The organism is Mesorhizobium sp. M7A.F.Ca.US.007.01.2.1, assembly GCF_003998165.1.
GTDB classification, from domain to species: domain Bacteria; phylum Pseudomonadota; class Alphaproteobacteria; order Rhizobiales; family Rhizobiaceae; genus Mesorhizobium; species Mesorhizobium ciceri.
The window spans coordinates 1-16,034 of sequence record NZ_RZQP01000142.1 but is presented as its reverse complement, the minus strand read 5'-3'; the positions used below and the strand labels follow the sequence as shown (position 1 = coordinate 16,034).

The following is a 16,034-nucleotide window of genomic DNA, read 5'->3' as shown; positions in this document are numbered from 1 at the left end:
GGCCTGGGGGCTGCATCTGAGCGAGAACCGGCGTGGTCGGATCCTGTTCGAGCTGGATGTTCCGGACAGCGAGCCGAGCGACAGCCTTTTCGTCGGCGTCGGGCTATTGATTGGGCAAGCGAGCGGCGACCGCGTTTCGGTGATTGCCGGCCTGCCGCGGCCGCGCGACGAGGACCAGCTGAAGGCGCTGGGGGCGGCGGCGGCAACGACCGGTGCTGTGGCGCTGTTCCATGCGGTCGGCATCACGCCGGAAGCGATGACGCTTGATGAGGCGTTCCAGGGTCATGCGCCTGACGAGACGATCCGCATTACCCGCGCCGATATCGACCATGCGCTGGCCAGGCTGTCGACCGTGCCCGACGGTGCGCCGCTGGCGGCCGTGTCGCTCGGCACGCCGCATTTTTCGCATGAGGAATGGATGCGACTGTTGCCGTTGCTGCGCGAGGCAGCACCGGGTAGGCGCATTCCGATCTATGTCAACACCGGCCGCGCGACGCTGACGCGATTGCAGGAGGAGGGCGCGCTGGCCGGTATGGAGGCGTTCGGCCTGATCCCGGTCGCCGATACCTGCACCTATGTCACATCGATCCTGGAACGCCTCGATGGCGTGGTGATGACCAATTCCGGCAAATGGGCGCACTACGCACCCGGCAATATCGGTGTGTCCGTCGCCTTTGCCGAGATGCGGGTTTGCATCCGCTCTGCTGCGGCCGGGCATGTTGTGCGGAGCGCGTCATGACGCGACCGGTGGAACGAACCGGCACTTTCCAGCTGGCCGGTGACGCTGAGGGCCAGGCGCTGGTGTTTTCGCAACCGCTCAGCTTCTGGGGCGGCATCGATGCCGAGACCGGCGAGATAACAGACCATTCCCATCCGGGCCTCGGCCGAAATGTCGCCGGCAGGATTTTGGTCATGCCGAGCGGGCGCGGCTCGTCGTCTTCATCCTCGGTCCTGGCCGAGGCGATCCGCAGGGGCACGGCGCCGGCCGGTATTCTTCTGGAGCGGCCGGACCCGATCCTGGCGGTCGGTGCCATCGTTGCCGAATTTCTTTATGACATCCGCATGCCGCTGGTGGTGTGCGATATTTCGAACCTTGTCTCCGGTGATCAAATTGATATCGGCATCGGCAAAGACCGCGGGCCGATCATCAGAGTTCACCCCGCCATCAATCCGGCAGAGCCACGCCGCCAATAGGCCGCCGCCAGCGTTTGATCGCGACCAAGCCCCAGCGTGTCGCGCCAACATTCGCGCACGATCTTGGCGGCAGCGGCTTCCGCGGCGAACCAGCCGAAGGCCGAACCGTCCTGCGGCCACGCCACCGAGCGGACAGCCTCGGCCAGCAGTCTGTCCTCGCCCGCCGCCACGCCATCCCGTGTCAGCCAATGAACGTCGATGCCCGTGCCATTGTTGATCGCTTGTCTTTCACCATCATTGGCGATCTCGACGAAGGCGACGCCTTTTGTCCCGGCCGGTAGCGTCTCCAGCAGCCGAGCCAGCGCCGGCAAGCCGGTTTCGTCGGCGCCCATGACGTACCATTCTGCCTGCCGCACCGGACGGCCGACCGGGCCCATGATGCCAACCTTCATGCTGGGCGCGGCCTGCATGGCCCAGGCGGAGCCGACGCTCTCGCCGGGATGGATCAGGAAGTCGACATCGATGATGCCCTTTTCCACGTCAAGCGCGCGGATGGTGTAGACGCGCGCCACCGGGCGCCGGTCGTCGGTGGGCCAGACCGGTAAGCCATTGCCGCCCAGCACCGGCCACAGCGGATCGGGGACGTCCCTGGTCGGAAACAGCATGCGGATATGCATGCCGCCGAACTTGGCGAAGCGCGAGAGGTTCTCGCCGGCCAGACGAATGCGGCGCATATGCGGAGTGAGGTCGCGAACATCGGTCACCACCATCTCGCGGAACTGGGCGAGGCTGGTTTCGCCTGAGAGATCGCCGGTCCAGACGATCTCGGGGTTTTCCTCCTTGGCGTAGACCTGTACGGCTGTGGCGAGCAGGTCCTTGATACGGGCGAGCCCGTCGCGGTCGGCAGCATAGGCCCGCATCACCAGCCGCTCCATGTCGAACGAGGCGCCGCCGAAGGCAAAGCGGAAATCGATGCGCTGTCCCTGATGCGAAGCATCGGCCTCGAAGCTGCGCAGCCTGTCGGAGATGCTGTCCATGTAGTCCGGCAGACGCCGCAGGTTGAGCCGTGCCTCGCAGGCCAGTTCACGCACCGATGCTTCGTTCATTGTCAGCCTCCCATCCTGCCGGTGAGGGCCACCTTGAAGGTGCGGCCCTTGCCCTGTTCTGTTGCCGCCGAGGTCGACCATGCGCTTTGCGGATCGGTGTAGGCGGTGTTGAATATGTTATCGACGCCGAAGTCGAGCTTGAGGTTGTCGTTGACGCGCCAGTTGGCGAAGACATTGACCAGATCGAAACCGTCATCGACGACCGGCACGGCGTTGGGATTGGTGCGGCTGGTGCGGGTGATCTTGCCGACGCTGAGATATTGCGCGCCGACGGTGAGCTGGTCCTCCAGCATGCGGAAGCCGATCGTGGCCGAGAAGCGGTCGAGCGGCGTGTTGTTCAACGCCTGGCCGGAATAGACGCCGCTGACGACCTTGGCGTCGATCAGCGCGCCGGAGAGGTTCACGAAACCCCAGCCATAATCATAAACCATCTCGGCCTCTACGCCCTTCAGGCGTGCGTCGCCGATGTTGATTGCCGTGCGCGGCAGCACGGTGAGGTCGACGTCGATGTAATCCTCGACGTCAGTGTGGAAAACGTTGACCTTGGCGCGCAGCCGATCACCCGCCGTCAGCACATCGTCATATTTCACGTTGACGCCGGCCTCCCAGTTCTTTGCCGTCTCGGGCTGCAGCAGAAGATTGGGCCGATATGTATCACCGCCGCCATGCGCGCCGCCGCCACGGAAGACATCCTGCAGACCCGGCGCCCGGTAGCCTTCGGAATAGGTGCCATAGAGCTGGAAGCCATCGAATGGCGTGACGCCGACGGTGAGGCGCGGCGACCAACGATCGCCGGAGATCGAGGCTTCCTGCGGTGACGGGATGCGCGTCTCGCCATCGAGCTGGTAGCCGTCATAGCGCATCGCCGCGATGACCTGCAGCCAGTCCCCGTAATCGCCCTGCCACTGCAGGAAGCCGCCATAGCCCTGCTGTTGGCCAGCGCCGAAATGCGCCGCTTCCGAGGAGGCCTCGAGATAGTAGTAGTCGAGTCCGTAGGTCAGCGTATGTGCTAGTCCCCAGACGTCGAACCGCGAGGAGTTCTTCACATTGAAACCTGTCGTGGCCACGTCGTAGAAGCGGAAATTGCCGATCGCCGAGGTCGGCCAGACCTGAGTCTGCTCGGCGCGGGTGCGGTTGTGATAGGCATTGGCGCTGAAGTCGATCAGCGCGTTGTCGTCGGGCTTCCAGGTGTAAGCGGCGGTGTAGGTCTGGTTGGTGGTGTCGGTGTCATAGCGGCTCAGGGTCGGCGAGGTCGAGCCGCTCGATCCGGTGATCTGGTCGTTGTAGCGCTGCAGGATGGCGCCGAGCTTCAGCTCATGGCCATCGGCCGGCCGCAACGTCGCCTTCAGATAGCCGCTGGTCACCCGCTCGCCGGTCCATGGCACGGTGTCGCCATTGCCATCGGTGTAGCTGTCGCGGTCGCGGTAGATGAGGTTGCCGATGATATCGGCATCGTCGCTGAAGCGGTAGGCACCGGTGGTGCTGGTGGTGAAGCCGTCGCCATTGTCCTCGTAGCCGAGCTTCTCGCTCAGCGCCCAGCGCTCATCCTTCTTGAGGAAATCGCCGGCATCCTTGGTCTCGAAGGAGACGACGCCGCCGATGCCGCCGGAACCATAGGCATTCGACACCGGACCGCGAATGACGGTGGCTTCCTTGATCAGGTCGGGTTCGACATAGAACGAGCCAGAGCCATGACCGACGCGCCAGTAGTCCTGGCGGGCGCCGTCGAGGGTGACGACGACGCGGCCATATTGCTCCAGGCCGCGGATGTTGATGGCGGTTGCGGGATCGTCGCCATTCATCGAGGCAGCGACGCCCGGTGTGGTGCGGAAGATGTCGGCGGCTGTGTCGGGCTGGATGCGGTCGAGTTCGTCCTGATCGACGGCGCTGATGGCGGCCATCGATTCGATCACCGCCGTTTTGATCATCGTTGCCGAGATGGTGATCACGTCGAGCATCGTCGCCGGCTGGTTCTGCGCGACACTGGCCGGCGCCAGGCGGCCGGTCTTGGCGGCGGCCTTTTTCTCCCGGTCCTGTTCCTGCGCGCTGGCAAGAGGCACGGCGCAGAGGCCGAGCACGAAGGCGAGCGCCGTGCTCGCCATCAATGTCGTGTTTGTTGTCGTTGTCATGCAGCCCCCAAGCAAAAGCAAAACTGCTGGCGGTGGCTGAGCGGCCTTGGCTGGCATTATTGAAAATCCCTCGACCAGGCAGGTCAGGGCACGGGTCACATATTAAAACATGATGACATAAGTCAACTTTAAATTTATAGCCGACCATCCTCGAAAAGCATCTGGCACGGGAACAGCGGCATGGTCGGCAGTTTAGGCGAAGGCAAGACGATCCACTGGTCGCAACCGGGCAGGATCGCGGCGGTGCTGCTTCTGGCACTGTCGGTGCTGGTGCCTTCCTGCGGCTTCAAGGCGCTGGCCGCCGAGACCGTTGTCGATGCGCTGGGGCGAACCGTCGTGCCGGGCGCGGCGACCCGGATCGTGACGCTCGGTTCCGACGTCACCGAGATCGTCCACGCGCTGGGCGCCGGCGGGCGAATCGTCGCTATAGATCGCGGCAGCAAATATCCGCCTGAAGTCGCGCAAAAACCCAATGTCGGCTACCGCCGCCAGCTTTCGGTCGAGGGGCTGGCCAGCCTGCGTCCCGACCTGATCCTGGCCGCAGAAGACAGCGGGCCTCCTGAAGCGGTCGAGGTGCTGAAGTCGCTGGCAATCCCGATCGTCTTGGTCCCGCAGGACAACAGCCCGCAAGGCATCGAGCACAAGATCACGTTGATCGCCGCCAGCCTTGGGCTCGAGGACAAGGGCAAGGCGGTGTCCGCCGAGGTGCTCACCGCCTTTCAGGCTGCCGCGGATCTGGCGTCGCAAATTCCGCCGGAGCGGCGCAAGAAGGTGGTGTTCTTCCATGGCCTGGTACGTCTGAGCGCTGCCGGCGCGGGTACTTCTGCCGACGCCATCATCCGCTACGCCGGCGGCCTCAACCCTATGGACATCGTACAGGGCTACAAGGCGGCGTCGGAGGAAAAACTGATCGAGATGGCGCCTGACGTCATCCTGATGATGAGCGACGGCAAGGGCGGGCCGTCGGCCGAGCTGGTGTTCGGCAACCGCGCGCTGGCGGCAACGCCGGCGGCAGCCAACAAGGCGCTGGTCGTGCTCGACGGCGCCTACATGATCGGCTTCGGCCCGCGCACATCGGATGCGATCCGCGACCTGGCGAAAGCGCTCTATCCGGAAGGGGAATGACGTCGCGAAAATCGCAAGACGGTTCGGCTGGGCAGTACAATTTCGTCGCCGAACCCCGTTGCGCTTCATAAATGCTGTCCGTCCGGATTTCTCCGGATCGGCTTCCGCCCGAACAAACTTGGCGGCTCGGCCTGAAACATTGGCACGATATTCTAAGCCGCGCGGTTGACCGTGAATGCGCTCTCCAGCCTATAATTATACTAAATTCATAGACTAACTGCGAACGCTCGGAGCGCTCGCATCTTGGCCTGTGAAAATGGTTGCACAAGGGAGCGCATCGATGCCGAAAACAGAGTCCAATCCGGTCGACCTCGGCACCAGGGCCGCCGACTTCCTGCTGCCCGACGCGCAAGGTGTGCTGCACCGCCTTGCCGATTTCGACGCCAAGCCGGCCTTGCTCGTCGCTTTCATCTCCAACCGCTGCCCGTTCGTCGTGCTGATCCGCGAGCAGCTTGCCGCTTTCGCCAGGGATTACGCCGGCAAGGGGCTGCAGGTGGTGGCGATCAACGCCAACGACCACGAGGCGCATCCGGAGGAGACGCTCGCCCGCATCGGCGAGGAGGCCGAAAAATTCGGCTATTCCTTCCCCTATCTCAAGGATGCGTCGCAGCAGACGGCGAAAGCCTATGGCGCGGCTTGCACGCCCGACTTCTTCCTGTTCGGCACTGACCGGCGGCTCGCCTATCACGGCCAGTTCGACGATGCACGGCCGGGCAACGGCAAGCCGGTGACGGGTGCCGATCTGCGCGCGGCGGTCGATACGGTGCTGGAGGGCGGCAGGCCCACTGCCAGCCAGGCGCCGTCGATCGGCTGCAACATCAAGTGGAGCGCGGGCAACGAGCCGGTGTGGTCTTCCAGCGCGGCCCGCGCGGCCTAGCGCCTGCTTCGACTTTATTCGCCAGGTCTCCATGCCCAAGCCGCAAAAATCCGCTTCCGACAGCTTGCTGCTCCAGGCCGACGTGCTGGTGCTGGGCGGCGGTCCGTCGGCAGCTTGGGCAGCAGTCGCTGCGGCCGAGGCCGGCGCCAAGGTGGTGCTGGCCGACAAGGGCTATCTCGGCACCAGCGGCGCCACCGCGCCGTCCAACACCGGCACCTGGTGCGTGCCGCCGGGCGACAACAGGCATGCCGTGGTCGAGCGACGCTGGCAGCGCACCGGCGACCTCGCCGACCCGCGCTGGATGCTGCGCTGCGTTGACACCGCCTACCGCAACCTGCTCAGGCTCTCCGAATGGGGCTATCCCTTCCCGAGCGAGGATGACGGCCGGCTCTACATCGCCAATCTGCGCGGCCCGGACTACATGCGCTTCATGCGCCGCCGCGTGCTTTTGGCCGGCGTCACCGTCCTCGACCATCATCCCGCGCTCGAACTTTTGTCGGACGGCGATGCCATCGTCGGCGCCGCCGGTGTCGCCAGGCAGATCGGCCAGGATTGGCGCGTCGACGCCAACGCGGTGGTGCTGGCGACCGGTGGCTGCGCTTTCCGCGAGCGCATCCTCGGCGCGACCGGGCTGACCGGCGACGGCTATCTGATGGCGGCGGAGGCCGGCGCCAGCCTGTCGGGCATGGAGTTCACCGGCAAATACACGCTGGCGCCCTACGGCTCCTCGTTGAACAAGGGGCTGCCGTTCCGCTGGGCGTCGTTCCATCGCGAAGATGGCTCACCGATCGTCGGGCCGACCGGCGAGCCGTTGCGCAACGGCATCGGCGACCGCGAGGAGGAAGTGGCGCGCGCGCTGATCGACGGCCCGGTCTACGCGCGGCTCGATCAGGCCGAACCAGCGCTGCAGGGCTGGCTGCGCCAGGGCCAGCCGAATTGCTTCGTGCCCTATGACCGCGCCGGCATCGACCCTTTCAGCGAGCTGTTCCGCATCACCCTGCGCGCCGAAGGCACGGTGCGCGGCACGGGCGGCATAGACATCGTCTCCGACGATTGCGCCACCGGCGTACCCGGCCTCTATGTCGCCGGCGACGCGGCCAGCCGCGAGATCATGACCGGTGCGGTGTCGGGCGGCGGCGCCGTCAATTCGTCCTGGGCGCTGGCCAGCGGCTGGTGGGCGGGCAAGGGCGCTTCGACCCATGCCAAGCGCCGGACCGGCAAGGCATTCCGCACTGAGGTGCAGTCGCTTGGCCAGGCTGGATTACGTCCTGCATCATCGCCGCGCGTCGACATCTCGGCAGGCGAAGTCATCGAGGCGGTGCGCAGTGAGGTGACGCCGCTCGACAAGAATTTCTTCCGCACCGGCGAAGGCCTGGAGAAAAGCGGCGAGCGGTTGGAGAGTGTCTGGCGCGACGTGCGCGACCATCTGCAAGGCGACGGGCTGGATAGGGTCCGTACCCGAGAGGCAGCTTCGATCGCCGCCACCGGGCGCTGGTCCGTGGCCGCAGCGCTGCACCGCACCGAGAGCCGCGGTATGCATCGCCGCACCGATTTGCCGGGCAAGAGCCCGGCCTTCGCGCACCGGCTGGTCATCACCGGTGTGGATGCGTTCCGCATCGCAGGCGCGCCTGAGCGGCTGGCGGAGCTGGCGTCATGATCGAGATCGTCTCGGCCACGCGCTGCGTCGAATGCGACATCTGCGTCAAGGTGTGCCCGGCCAACGTCTTCGACGCGACCGAGAGCGGCGTGCCGGTGATCGCCCGCCAGGAGGACTGCCAGACCTGCTTCCTGTGCGAGATCTACTGCCCGACCGACGCGCTCTATGTGGCCGAGTTCGCCGAAGGGCCGACCGGCATCACGGAAGCTCAGGCCGACGCCCGACAACTGTTTGGCTCCTATGCCCGCGCGCTCGGCTGGAAGCGCGGCAAGGCCGGCGGCTCGGAATTCGACCCGACGCACCGCATTCGCGTGGCGCAGTGAACCGATCGGAGACAGATATGGACCGTATCGTCGTCAGCGACATCAGCAAGACCTTCCAGCTCAAGCCGGGGCAGTTCGTCACCGTCGATGGCGAGGCGACCGACCGCGTCACCGTGCTCGACGGCGTTGACCTCTCGATCCGTAAGGGCGAGTTCATCACGCTGGTCGGCCCCAGCGGCTCGGGCAAGTCGGTGCTGCTCGACATCATTGGCGGGCTGACGCAGGCGACCGGCGGCGACGTCAAGCTCGATGGCCGGCGCATCACCAGGCCCGACCCGAAGACCGGCTATGTTTTCCAGCAATATGCGCTGTTTCCCTGGCGCACGGCGCTCGCCAACATCGAATATGCGCTGGAAGTGCGCGGCGTGGCCAAGGCTGAGCGCACGGCGACGGCCCGCCATCTGTTGTCGCTGTTCGGCCTTGCCGGCTTCGAGGACCGTTTTCCCAACCAGCTGTCCGGCGGCATGCAGCAGCGTGTGGCGATCGCGCGTGCGCTGGCCAGCAACCCGGAAGTGTTGCTGATGGATGAGCCGTTCGCGGCGCTCGACCAGCAGACGCGCGAGCTTCTGCAAGGCGAGCTGCTGCGGATCTGGGGCAAGATCAACACGACTGTCATTTTCGTCACCCACTCGATCGACGAGGCGATCTTCCTCGCCGACCGGGTGGTGGTGATGACGGCGCGGCCGGGCGCGGTGAAGGAGATCATCGATATCGACCTGCCACGGCCGCGCGACGGCGACATCCGCGCCAGCGCCGAATTCAATCTATATCGCGCTCGCGTCTGGGACGTGCTGCGCGACGAGGTCAACAAGGCGCAGAAGGACTGGACTCTGTCGCCAGCCTTCAGTCACTGAGGAACTGGACCCATGGCCTATCTGACCGAGAAGTTTGGCTCCGCTGGAGCGCTCCACCTGTTTGCCGGCGCTGGCGAAACGGTAGCCGCCGCCAGGGTCCCCGCCATCAAGGCCAACGCCAAGATCCGGAGCAAGAAAGCGAGCCACGGCACATTCCTCTATGGCTTGCCGCTGCTCGGCCTGTTCTTCCTGCTGTGGGAGATCGCGCCCCGGCTCGGCTGGCTGAACCGCATCTTCTTTCCGCCGCTGAGCGAGGTGCTGGTCGCCTGGTGGGCGCTGCTCGCTTCGGGCGTGCTGATCGAGCATATCGGCATAAGCCTGCAGCGTGCCGCGATCGGCTTCGCACTCGGCGTGGTGGTGGCCATCCCGCTCGGTCTGTTGATGGGGCGCTATTCGCTGTTCGAGAAGGTTTCCGACCTTTTGGTGCAGACGCTGCGCAACACCTCGCAATTCGCGCTTCTGCCGGTGTTCATCCTGCTGCTCGGCATCGGCGAGGAATCGAAGGTCGCGATCACCTTCTACTCCTCGGTTTTCTTTCTCCTCGTCAACACGATCAGCGGCGTCAAGTCGGTCGATCCGCTGCTCATCAAGGCTGCGCGCTCGATGGGCACGTCCGACTTCGACCTTTTCCGGAAAGTCATCCTGCCGGCCAGCATTCCCTCGATCGTCGCCGGCGCTCGGCTGGCGGTGAAATCCTCGCTGTTCGCGGTCATCGGCGCCGAGATGCTGGCGGCCAAATCCGGCCTCGGTTTCCTCATCCAGAATTCGCAGCTGATGATGGAAACGGCCGACATGTACGCCGGCATCCTGACGCTGACCGTCATCGGCCTGACCGTCAATTACCTGCTCGTCTGGTTCGAGCGCTGGGCAACAGCCTGGAAGGGCCAGTCCGAGACCTCGCTCATTTAAGCGGCCCCATCATTCCAAACAGGAAGGATTTTCCCATGCCCAACATTCCATTCGACGCAATTCGCCGGCTGCTGCTGAAGGGCGCCATTGCCGTCGTCATCGGCCTTGGCGGCATGCCTGCCTTCGCACAGGACAAGCCTGACATCATCCGCATCGGCAGCACGGCGCCGGGGCACCTCAAATTCGTCCTCGCCCAGAAGGACGGCTGGTGGGACAAGGAATTCGCCAAGGACGGCATCAAGGTCGAACTGGTGACCTTCAACGGCGGCTCGGAAGCCACGACGGCATTGGCGACCGGCGCCATCGAGTTCACCTATACCGGCAACAATCCGGCGCTGCGCGTTGCTGCGTCCGGCGCCGACGTCAAGCTGATCGGCCTGTCGAGCTATGTGAAGGCCGGCGGTTCCTACATCGTCGTCAAAACCGACTCGCCGTTGAAGACGCTGCAGGATCTCAGGGGCAAGAAGGTCGCCTATCTCACCGGAACGGTGCGGCATTCGAACTTCAGCAAGGCACTGAACAGCGTCGGCCTGACCACCAATGACGTCGAAGGTCTGAACCTGCCTTTCGAGGCATCCGGCCCGGCGCTGCTGCGCGGCGATATCGACGCCATTGTCGAGACGGATTCGACGGCGGCCAAGCTGGTCGACACCGGCGAGGCGCGGGTGCTGTTCGACACCAGCACCCATCCGGAATGGAACGTGCCGAACGTCATCTCGGTCAACGGCGCCTTCGCGGCGAAATATCCCGATCTGGTCAAGCGGCTGCTGAAGGTCGACATCGAGATTTCGCGTTGGGCCGACGCTCATCCGGACGAGACGATCAAGACGTTTGTGGAGGCGACCAAGTCGTCGGAGAAATCCGTCCGCAAGACCTATGCCGACGGGGTGTTCCACCAGGATCCGAAACTAACCGACGACGCGATCGCCGCCTTGCAGGGCGAGGAGAAATTCATGGCCAGCGCCGGGCTCCTGAAGGGCTCGATCGACTACGGAAAATGGGTCGACAAGAGCTTTGTCGATGGCGCCGCGGCTGAAATCGCTGCCGTCCAATAGACTGGAAGCATCGAGCGGGGCGGGCGCTTTACCGCGCTGCCCCGCTCGTCTGGTCCGTCAAATCTCAGGGATGTTCTCCTTGAAGATCACCTGCAGCCTTGGCTGGTGCAGTTCATAGGGCAATCCCCGGACCGCATGGGTCAAAGTGTTGAGCGCTTCGCGGGCTTCGACGCGCGGGTTCTGGTCGATGACCGCGTCGAGCGTGCCGTCGAGCAGAAGGTCCTTGGTGCCGTCCGTCACCTCGTGGCCGAGGAAGACCATGGACTGGGCGCGGCCGTGCTCCTTGAGCGCGCGGGCGATGCCGGTGTTGCCGGCGCCGACATTGTAGATCGCGGCAAGGTCGGGGTGCCGTTCCAGCAGGGCCGATGCCTCCGAATAGGCCTTCTCGCGGTCGTCGAGCATTTCGCGCATCTCGACGATCTGCAGGTTGGGTGATTCCTCGGTCAGGACGTGGCGGAACCCCATCTCGCGTTCTTCGTGGCCGCGATAGGACAGCGAGCCGGCGAACAGCGCCACCTTGCCCGGATGCCCCGATCCCATGAAGCGGTTGAGCAGATAGCCGGCCAGCCGCCCGGCGGCGCGGTTGTCGATGCCGATATAGGCGACCCTGGGCACATGCAGGATGTCGGAGGCGATGGTCACCACCTTGATATCGTTGGCCGACAGGGATCGGATCGCTTCGCGCACCGTCGGATGGTCGAGCGCTATAACGCCGACGCCTTGCGTCTGTCCGCGCAGGTCCTGCAGCAGGCGGGCGAGCCGGTCAGGATTGAAGCCCTCGATGGTGGCGATATGGACATCGAGGTCGGGCCGCGCCAGAGCCTGTGCCTCGATGTGCCGGTGCAGCATCTTGATGAAGGAATTGGTGCCGGCCGGCAGCGCGAAGTCGAGCCGGATGACCTCGCCAGGCGAGGGCCGTGGCGGCGCGCCGTTCGGGCCTTCGGCGATGTAGCCGAGGCGCTGCGCCATTTCGAGCACGATTTCGCGCGTGCGCGCCCGCACGCCGGGTCGGTTGTTGAGCACGCGGTCGACGGTGGCGGCCGAGACGCCGGCTTCCCGGGCTATGTCAGTCAGGGTGGAACGCACCGTCTTTCATCTCCTGCATGCGTCAGATCGGCTGGTGACGGCTTCCCCGCCATCGGCGATTCTGATGGGAAATGATGTATCCGCCCTTAGCCCATGCGCAAGCCGCCGCGCTAAATCAAATGGTCCGGTAGGGCTGCGCAGGGCCGGGAAGGGTCGTGTGCCCTCAAATTGAAGCACCCGGCATGATGCATGGATCCCGTTTTTGTGCATTTCCTTGCCCTATTGCGATGTTGTGAGGTGTTTTGATTATTTATGATGTTGACAGCCTTGCCATGCTGCCGTCAATATCCCTCATAAGGGCCGTGGAGGAAACGTGGCCCTGAGGGAGGAGTTTCAATGTCTGACTTGATCCGCATCTCGCGGCGCCGGCTGCTGGCATCCGGAGGAAAGGCGGCTGTGATCATGGCCGCCGCTGGTATCGCACCCCAATTCATTCGTCCCGGCCGCGCCTATGCGGCCGACGCGCTGGCGCCAGGCATGATCGGCGGCCCGACGGGCTTCGATGGAGCCGAGCGCTACCAGTATGGCGCCGACACGCCGGAAGGCCGCGCCATCGAGGCGGCCAAGGCGCTGAAGGGCGCCGGCAAGGCGCCCGCCAAGATCGTGCTCGGCCTGTCCGACGGCTCGATCGGCCAGCTCACGCAGCCGTTCCCGGCCGGTGCGCCGTCGATCAAGGAGCTGTGGGAAAAGGAAACCGGCATCGCGATCGAAATCGTCGGTTTGCCGAACGGCCAGGAATTCACCAAGACGATGCAGGACATCTCCACCAAGGGTGGCGCCTACGACATCTATTCGACCGAATGGAACCGCCTCGGCGACCTCGCCGAAACCGGCGGCATCGCCAAGCTCGATGACTTTGTCGCGCAGCACAAGCCCGAATGGGACGATCCCGTCAGCGGCTATGTCAACGGCGCCAAGGGCGTGTCGCTGCTCAACAAATACCGCGGCTCCAACTATGGCGTGTCGCTGGACGGCGACTTCCAGACCTGGGTCTACCGCACCGACCTGTTCGGCGACGAAGCCGAGAAGAAGGCCTTCAAGGACAAATACGGCTACGATCTGGCGCCGCCGAAGACCTGGAAGCAGCATGGCGACATCGCCGCCTTCTTCCAGCGTCCGGACAAGGGCCTGTTCGGCTCGACCGACCTGCGCAACCAGGGCTGGGGCTACACCAACTGGTACCAGCGCTATGTCTCGATGGCTTCGCCCAACCAATTCCTGTTTGGCGATGACGGCAAGCCGATGATCAATTCCGAGCAAGGCATTGCCGCCACCAACGAATATGTCGCTTCGCTCGCACATCATTCGCCGGATGCGATCTCCTGGGGCTGGCCGGAGCAATACGGCAACTTCGCCAAGGGTGGTGCGGCGATGACCTGCGCCTTCTCCAACCTGCCGAAATTCCTCGACAATGCCGGCAACAAGGATTCGGCCGTCACCGGCAAGATCGGCTCGATGCTGCCGCCAGGCCGCGAGATCGACGGCAAGCTGATCAGCCGCTCCGTGCTGTGGTTCTCGCTGACCGGCATGGTCTCGTCGCAGTCGAAGAACCAGGAGGTTGCCTATCTCCTGCTGCAATGGCTGGGCTCGGCCCGTATCTACGCCTGGATGAGTGCCAACCCCGGCGGTTATCTGGACCCGTTCCGGCTTTCGGACTTCTCCGATCCGCTGGTGCGCCAGACCTATCATGCCTACCACATGGACGTCGTGCGCGAGACGGTGGCGCGCACCGTGCCGACCATCAACTATCCCGGCGCGACAGCCTTCCACAATGCGCTCGACGAGAACCTCATGGCGGCGCTGACCAAGGCCAAGACATCGGAGCAGGCGATGGCCGATACGGAGGCGGAGTGGAAGAAGATCGTGCGGCGCACCGGCGAGGACAAACTGCTCGAAGCCATCAAGACCAACAAGGAGGCCTGGCCGACAGTTCTCGACCCGATCGTCTGATCCATCTCCCTGGATCACATCGAAGGAGGGGAGGAGCCTGCTTTTCCCCTCCGCCCACAACGCCACCAGCAAAGCCGCCAGATGAAGCGTTCCGTTCCTTTCCTGATATTCCGCTATGCCGCGATCTTCGCGGCCATGGCGGTGACGCTGGTGCCGATCCTGTGGATGGTATCGATGGCGTTCAAGCCGATCGCCGAATGGTCGGCGACCGGCGCCGACCTGACCTGGTGGCCGAAGAACCCGACGCTCAGCAATTTTCGTTTCGTCTTCGGCGAGTCGACCAACAATTTGATCGTCGCGCTCGACCGTACCGCGCTGAAGCCGATCCTCGCATCGCTGCTGTCGGCGGTTTTCGGCACGGTGATCGCCATGTCGGCGGGCACTGCGGCGGCTTATGGGCTGTCGCGTTTCGGCTCCGGCCAGAACCTGCCGCTGGCGCTGATCCAGCTCAGGATTTTTCCCCCGATGGCGGTCATGATCCCGGTGATGATCATGTGGGCTTTCCTCAACTTCACCGACAGCTGGTGGGGCCTGGCGCTGATCTACGGCATCGTCACCTTGCCGTTCGCCTTCTGGCTGATGAAGACCTTCTTCGACGACATGCCGCGCGAGATCGAGGAGGCAGCGCTTGTCGAAGGCTGTTCGCGGCTGCGCGTCTTCACGCGCATCACGCTGCCGATGATGCGCGCGCCGCTGGCCAGTGCCGCGCTCTTCGTCTTCATCCTCAACTGGTCGGACTATCTGATCGCGCTGCTTCTGACGACGCGCGAATGGGTGACCATCCCGGTCTACATGGCCTCGCTATCCTCCTCGATGACCGGGCAGCTCTATGGCGCCAAGGCGGCGCTTGGCCTGATCGCGGCCGTGCCGCCGGTCATCATGGGCATCGCCATCCAACGCCATCTGGTGCGCGGGTTGACATTCGGGGCGCTCAAGCAATGAGCGCGGTGACTGTCATGACTTCCAAGGATGAGGTGAAAGCCGTCGGAGCAAAGCCGGTTTCGCGCGATGAGGGCGCAAGGCTGGGTTTCCGGCTGACATTGCCTGCGCAGATCCTGGTGCTGTTCATCTCGGCCTTCCCGCTGTTGATGCAGCTCTACATCAGCGTCACCGACTGGTCGCCCCTGTCGGGCACCGGCTGGTGGAACGCCTGGTCGATGTGGAACAGCTTTGCCAACTACACCGATCTCGCCGCCGACACGCGCTTCTGGAGCGCGCTGAAGCGTACGGCCATCGTCATGATCGTCTGCGTGCCGGTTGAGTTCCTGCTCGGGCTGGCGCTGGCGACGCTGTTTGCCGACGATTTCCCGGGCAAGCGCGTCTTCTATTCGATCCTGCTGATGCCGATGATGGTGGTGCCGGCGGTGGCCGGCTACATGTTCTTCATGCTGTTCCAGTCGGGCGGCCCGGTGAACGACATCTTGTCGTCGCTCACCGGCTCTCCTGTCACCATCGCCTGGCTGTCGGACCCGACGCTGGCGCTGATCGCGGTGATGGTCGCCGACATCTGGCAGTGGACGCCGCTGATGTTCCTCATCCTGCTTGCCGGCCTGGTCGGCGTGCCGGAGGACCAGATCAAGGCGGCGACACTGCTCGGCGCCAATCCGTGGCAGCGCTTCGTCACCATCGTGCTGCCGAAGATGAAGACGATCATCATCATCGCGCTGGCGATCCGGGTGATCGAGAACTTCAAGATTTTCGACACGCTCTACATCATGACCGGCGGCGGTCCAGGCGTCGCCACCGAAACCATCTCGGTCTACATCTACAAGCTCACCACGCAGGACCTGATCTGGGGTTATGTGGCGGCGATCGCGCTGGCCATATTG

At 64.3% G+C, this 16,034-nt stretch carries 15 protein-coding genes; 12 read left to right on the top strand and 3 right to left on the bottom strand.

What is annotated here, in order from left to right:
* Positions 1 to 739 (top strand): aconitase X (locus EN949_RS22790; protein WP_127371785.1); only part of this gene is annotated, 739 nt, incomplete at its 5' end.
* Entirely contained in the window at positions 736 to 1,194 is a 459-nt protein-coding gene (locus EN949_RS22785; RefSeq protein WP_013530810.1) for a DUF126 domain-containing protein, read from the top strand. The genes EN949_RS22790 and EN949_RS22785, both read left to right, overlap by 4 nt.
* On the opposite strand, the gene EN949_RS22780 is transcribed toward EN949_RS22785, so the two are convergent.
* Both EN949_RS22780 and EN949_RS22775 read right to left on the bottom strand, forming a co-directional pair.
* On the bottom strand, positions 1,155 to 2,240 hold the full coding sequence (locus EN949_RS22780) for a siderophore-interacting protein (RefSeq protein ID WP_013530811.1): 1,086 nt from the start codon (positions 2,238 to 2,240) through the stop codon (positions 1,155 to 1,157). The two genes, EN949_RS22785 and EN949_RS22780, sit on opposite strands and share 40 nt — an antisense overlap.
* A gap of 2 nt (positions 2,241 to 2,242) precedes the next feature.
* The gene (locus tag EN949_RS22775; protein ID WP_127371349.1) at positions 2,243 to 4,369 is read right to left on the bottom strand and encodes a TonB-dependent hemoglobin/transferrin/lactoferrin family receptor; all 2,127 of its coding nucleotides are present in this window, start codon (positions 4,367 to 4,369) and stop codon (positions 2,243 to 2,245) included.
* A 180-nt stretch (positions 4,370 to 4,549) separates the two neighbouring features.
* Between EN949_RS22775 and EN949_RS22770 the strand changes: the two genes are divergently transcribed.
* The 7 genes from EN949_RS22770 (at position 4,550) to EN949_RS22740 (ending at position 11,169) form a co-directional block, all read left to right on the top strand.
* Positions 4,550 to 5,494: an ABC transporter substrate-binding protein gene (locus EN949_RS22770; protein WP_013530813.1), complete on the top strand. Its 945-nt coding sequence runs from the start codon at positions 4,550 to 4,552 to the stop codon at positions 5,492 to 5,494.
* A gap of 280 nt (positions 5,495 to 5,774) precedes the next feature.
* Positions 5,775 to 6,371 carry a thioredoxin family protein gene (locus EN949_RS22765; RefSeq protein WP_013530814.1) on the top strand — a complete coding sequence of 199 codons (597 nt, stop codon included), beginning with the start codon at positions 5,775 to 5,777 and terminating at the stop codon, positions 6,369 to 6,371.
* Between the two features lie 31 nt (positions 6,372 to 6,402).
* Complete coding sequence (locus tag EN949_RS22760; RefSeq protein ID WP_127371784.1) at positions 6,403 to 8,028, top strand: FAD-binding protein; 1,626 nt, start codon at positions 6,403 to 6,405, stop codon at positions 8,026 to 8,028.
* The gene (locus tag EN949_RS22755; protein ID WP_013530816.1) at positions 8,025 to 8,351 is read left to right on the top strand and encodes a ferredoxin family protein; all 327 of its coding nucleotides are present in this window, start codon (positions 8,025 to 8,027) and stop codon (positions 8,349 to 8,351) included. Before EN949_RS22760 ends, EN949_RS22755 begins: the two co-directional genes overlap by 4 nt.
* A 17-nt stretch (positions 8,352 to 8,368) precedes the next feature.
* Positions 8,369 to 9,205, top strand: a complete 837-nt coding sequence (locus tag EN949_RS22750) for an ABC transporter ATP-binding protein (protein ID WP_013530817.1) — start codon at positions 8,369 to 8,371, stop codon at positions 9,203 to 9,205.
* Between the two features lie 12 nt (positions 9,206 to 9,217).
* A complete protein-coding gene (locus EN949_RS22745; protein WP_127366722.1) occupies positions 9,218 to 10,114 on the top strand; it encodes an ABC transporter permease in 897 nt (298 codons plus the stop codon).
* A gap of 35 nt (positions 10,115 to 10,149) precedes the next feature.
* A complete protein-coding gene (locus EN949_RS22740; protein WP_013530818.1) occupies positions 10,150 to 11,169 on the top strand; it encodes an aliphatic sulfonate ABC transporter substrate-binding protein in 1,020 nt (339 codons plus the stop codon).
* Between the two features lie 57 nt (positions 11,170 to 11,226).
* Here the strand turns inward: EN949_RS22740 and EN949_RS22735 are convergent, their stop codons facing one another.
* On the bottom strand, positions 11,227 to 12,255 hold the full coding sequence (locus EN949_RS22735; RefSeq protein WP_024501567.1) for a LacI family DNA-binding transcriptional regulator: 1,029 nt from the start codon (positions 12,253 to 12,255) through the stop codon (positions 11,227 to 11,229).
* A 336-nt stretch (positions 12,256 to 12,591) separates the two neighbouring features.
* Between EN949_RS22735 and EN949_RS22730 the strand changes: the two genes are divergently transcribed.
* The 3 genes from EN949_RS22730 to EN949_RS22720 form a co-directional block, all read left to right on the top strand.
* Positions 12,592 to 14,205 carry an extracellular solute-binding protein gene (locus EN949_RS22730; RefSeq protein WP_063168542.1) on the top strand — a complete coding sequence of 538 codons (1,614 nt, stop codon included), beginning with the start codon at positions 12,592 to 12,594 and terminating at the stop codon, positions 14,203 to 14,205.
* Positions 14,206 to 14,286: 81 nt separating this feature from the next.
* On the top strand, positions 14,287 to 15,147 hold the full coding sequence (locus EN949_RS22725) for a carbohydrate ABC transporter permease (RefSeq protein ID WP_024501565.1): 861 nt from the start codon (positions 14,287 to 14,289) through the stop codon (positions 15,145 to 15,147).
* The coding region (locus tag EN949_RS22720) for a sugar ABC transporter permease (RefSeq protein WP_164782531.1) at positions 15,144 to 16,034 on the top strand (891 nt) is incomplete at its 3' end. The genes EN949_RS22725 and EN949_RS22720, both read left to right, overlap by 4 nt.

Coding starts and splice junctions, on each gene's coding strand:
- EN949_RS22785 (WP_013530810.1), top strand. CDS start 736: ATGACGCGACCGGTGGAACGAACCGGCACTTTCCAGCTGGCCGGTGAC.
- EN949_RS22780 (WP_013530811.1), bottom strand. CDS start 2,240: ATGAACGAAGCATCGGTGCGTGAACTGGCCTGCGAGGCACGGCTCAAC.
- EN949_RS22775 (WP_127371349.1), bottom strand. CDS start 4,369: ATGACAACGACAACAAACACGACATTGATGGCGAGCACGGCGCTCGCC.
- EN949_RS22770 (WP_013530813.1), top strand. CDS start 4,550: ATGGTCGGCAGTTTAGGCGAAGGCAAGACGATCCACTGGTCGCAACCG.
- EN949_RS22765 (WP_013530814.1), top strand. CDS start 5,775: ATGCCGAAAACAGAGTCCAATCCGGTCGACCTCGGCACCAGGGCCGCC.
- EN949_RS22760 (WP_127371784.1), top strand. CDS start 6,403: ATGCCCAAGCCGCAAAAATCCGCTTCCGACAGCTTGCTGCTCCAGGCC.
- EN949_RS22755 (WP_013530816.1), top strand. CDS start 8,025: ATGATCGAGATCGTCTCGGCCACGCGCTGCGTCGAATGCGACATCTGC.
- EN949_RS22750 (WP_013530817.1), top strand. CDS start 8,369: ATGGACCGTATCGTCGTCAGCGACATCAGCAAGACCTTCCAGCTCAAG.
- EN949_RS22745 (WP_127366722.1), top strand. CDS start 9,218: ATGGCCTATCTGACCGAGAAGTTTGGCTCCGCTGGAGCGCTCCACCTG.
- EN949_RS22740 (WP_013530818.1), top strand. CDS start 10,150: ATGCCCAACATTCCATTCGACGCAATTCGCCGGCTGCTGCTGAAGGGC.
- EN949_RS22730 (WP_063168542.1), top strand. CDS start 12,592: ATGTCTGACTTGATCCGCATCTCGCGGCGCCGGCTGCTGGCATCCGGA.
- EN949_RS22725 (WP_024501565.1), top strand. CDS start 14,287: ATGAAGCGTTCCGTTCCTTTCCTGATATTCCGCTATGCCGCGATCTTC.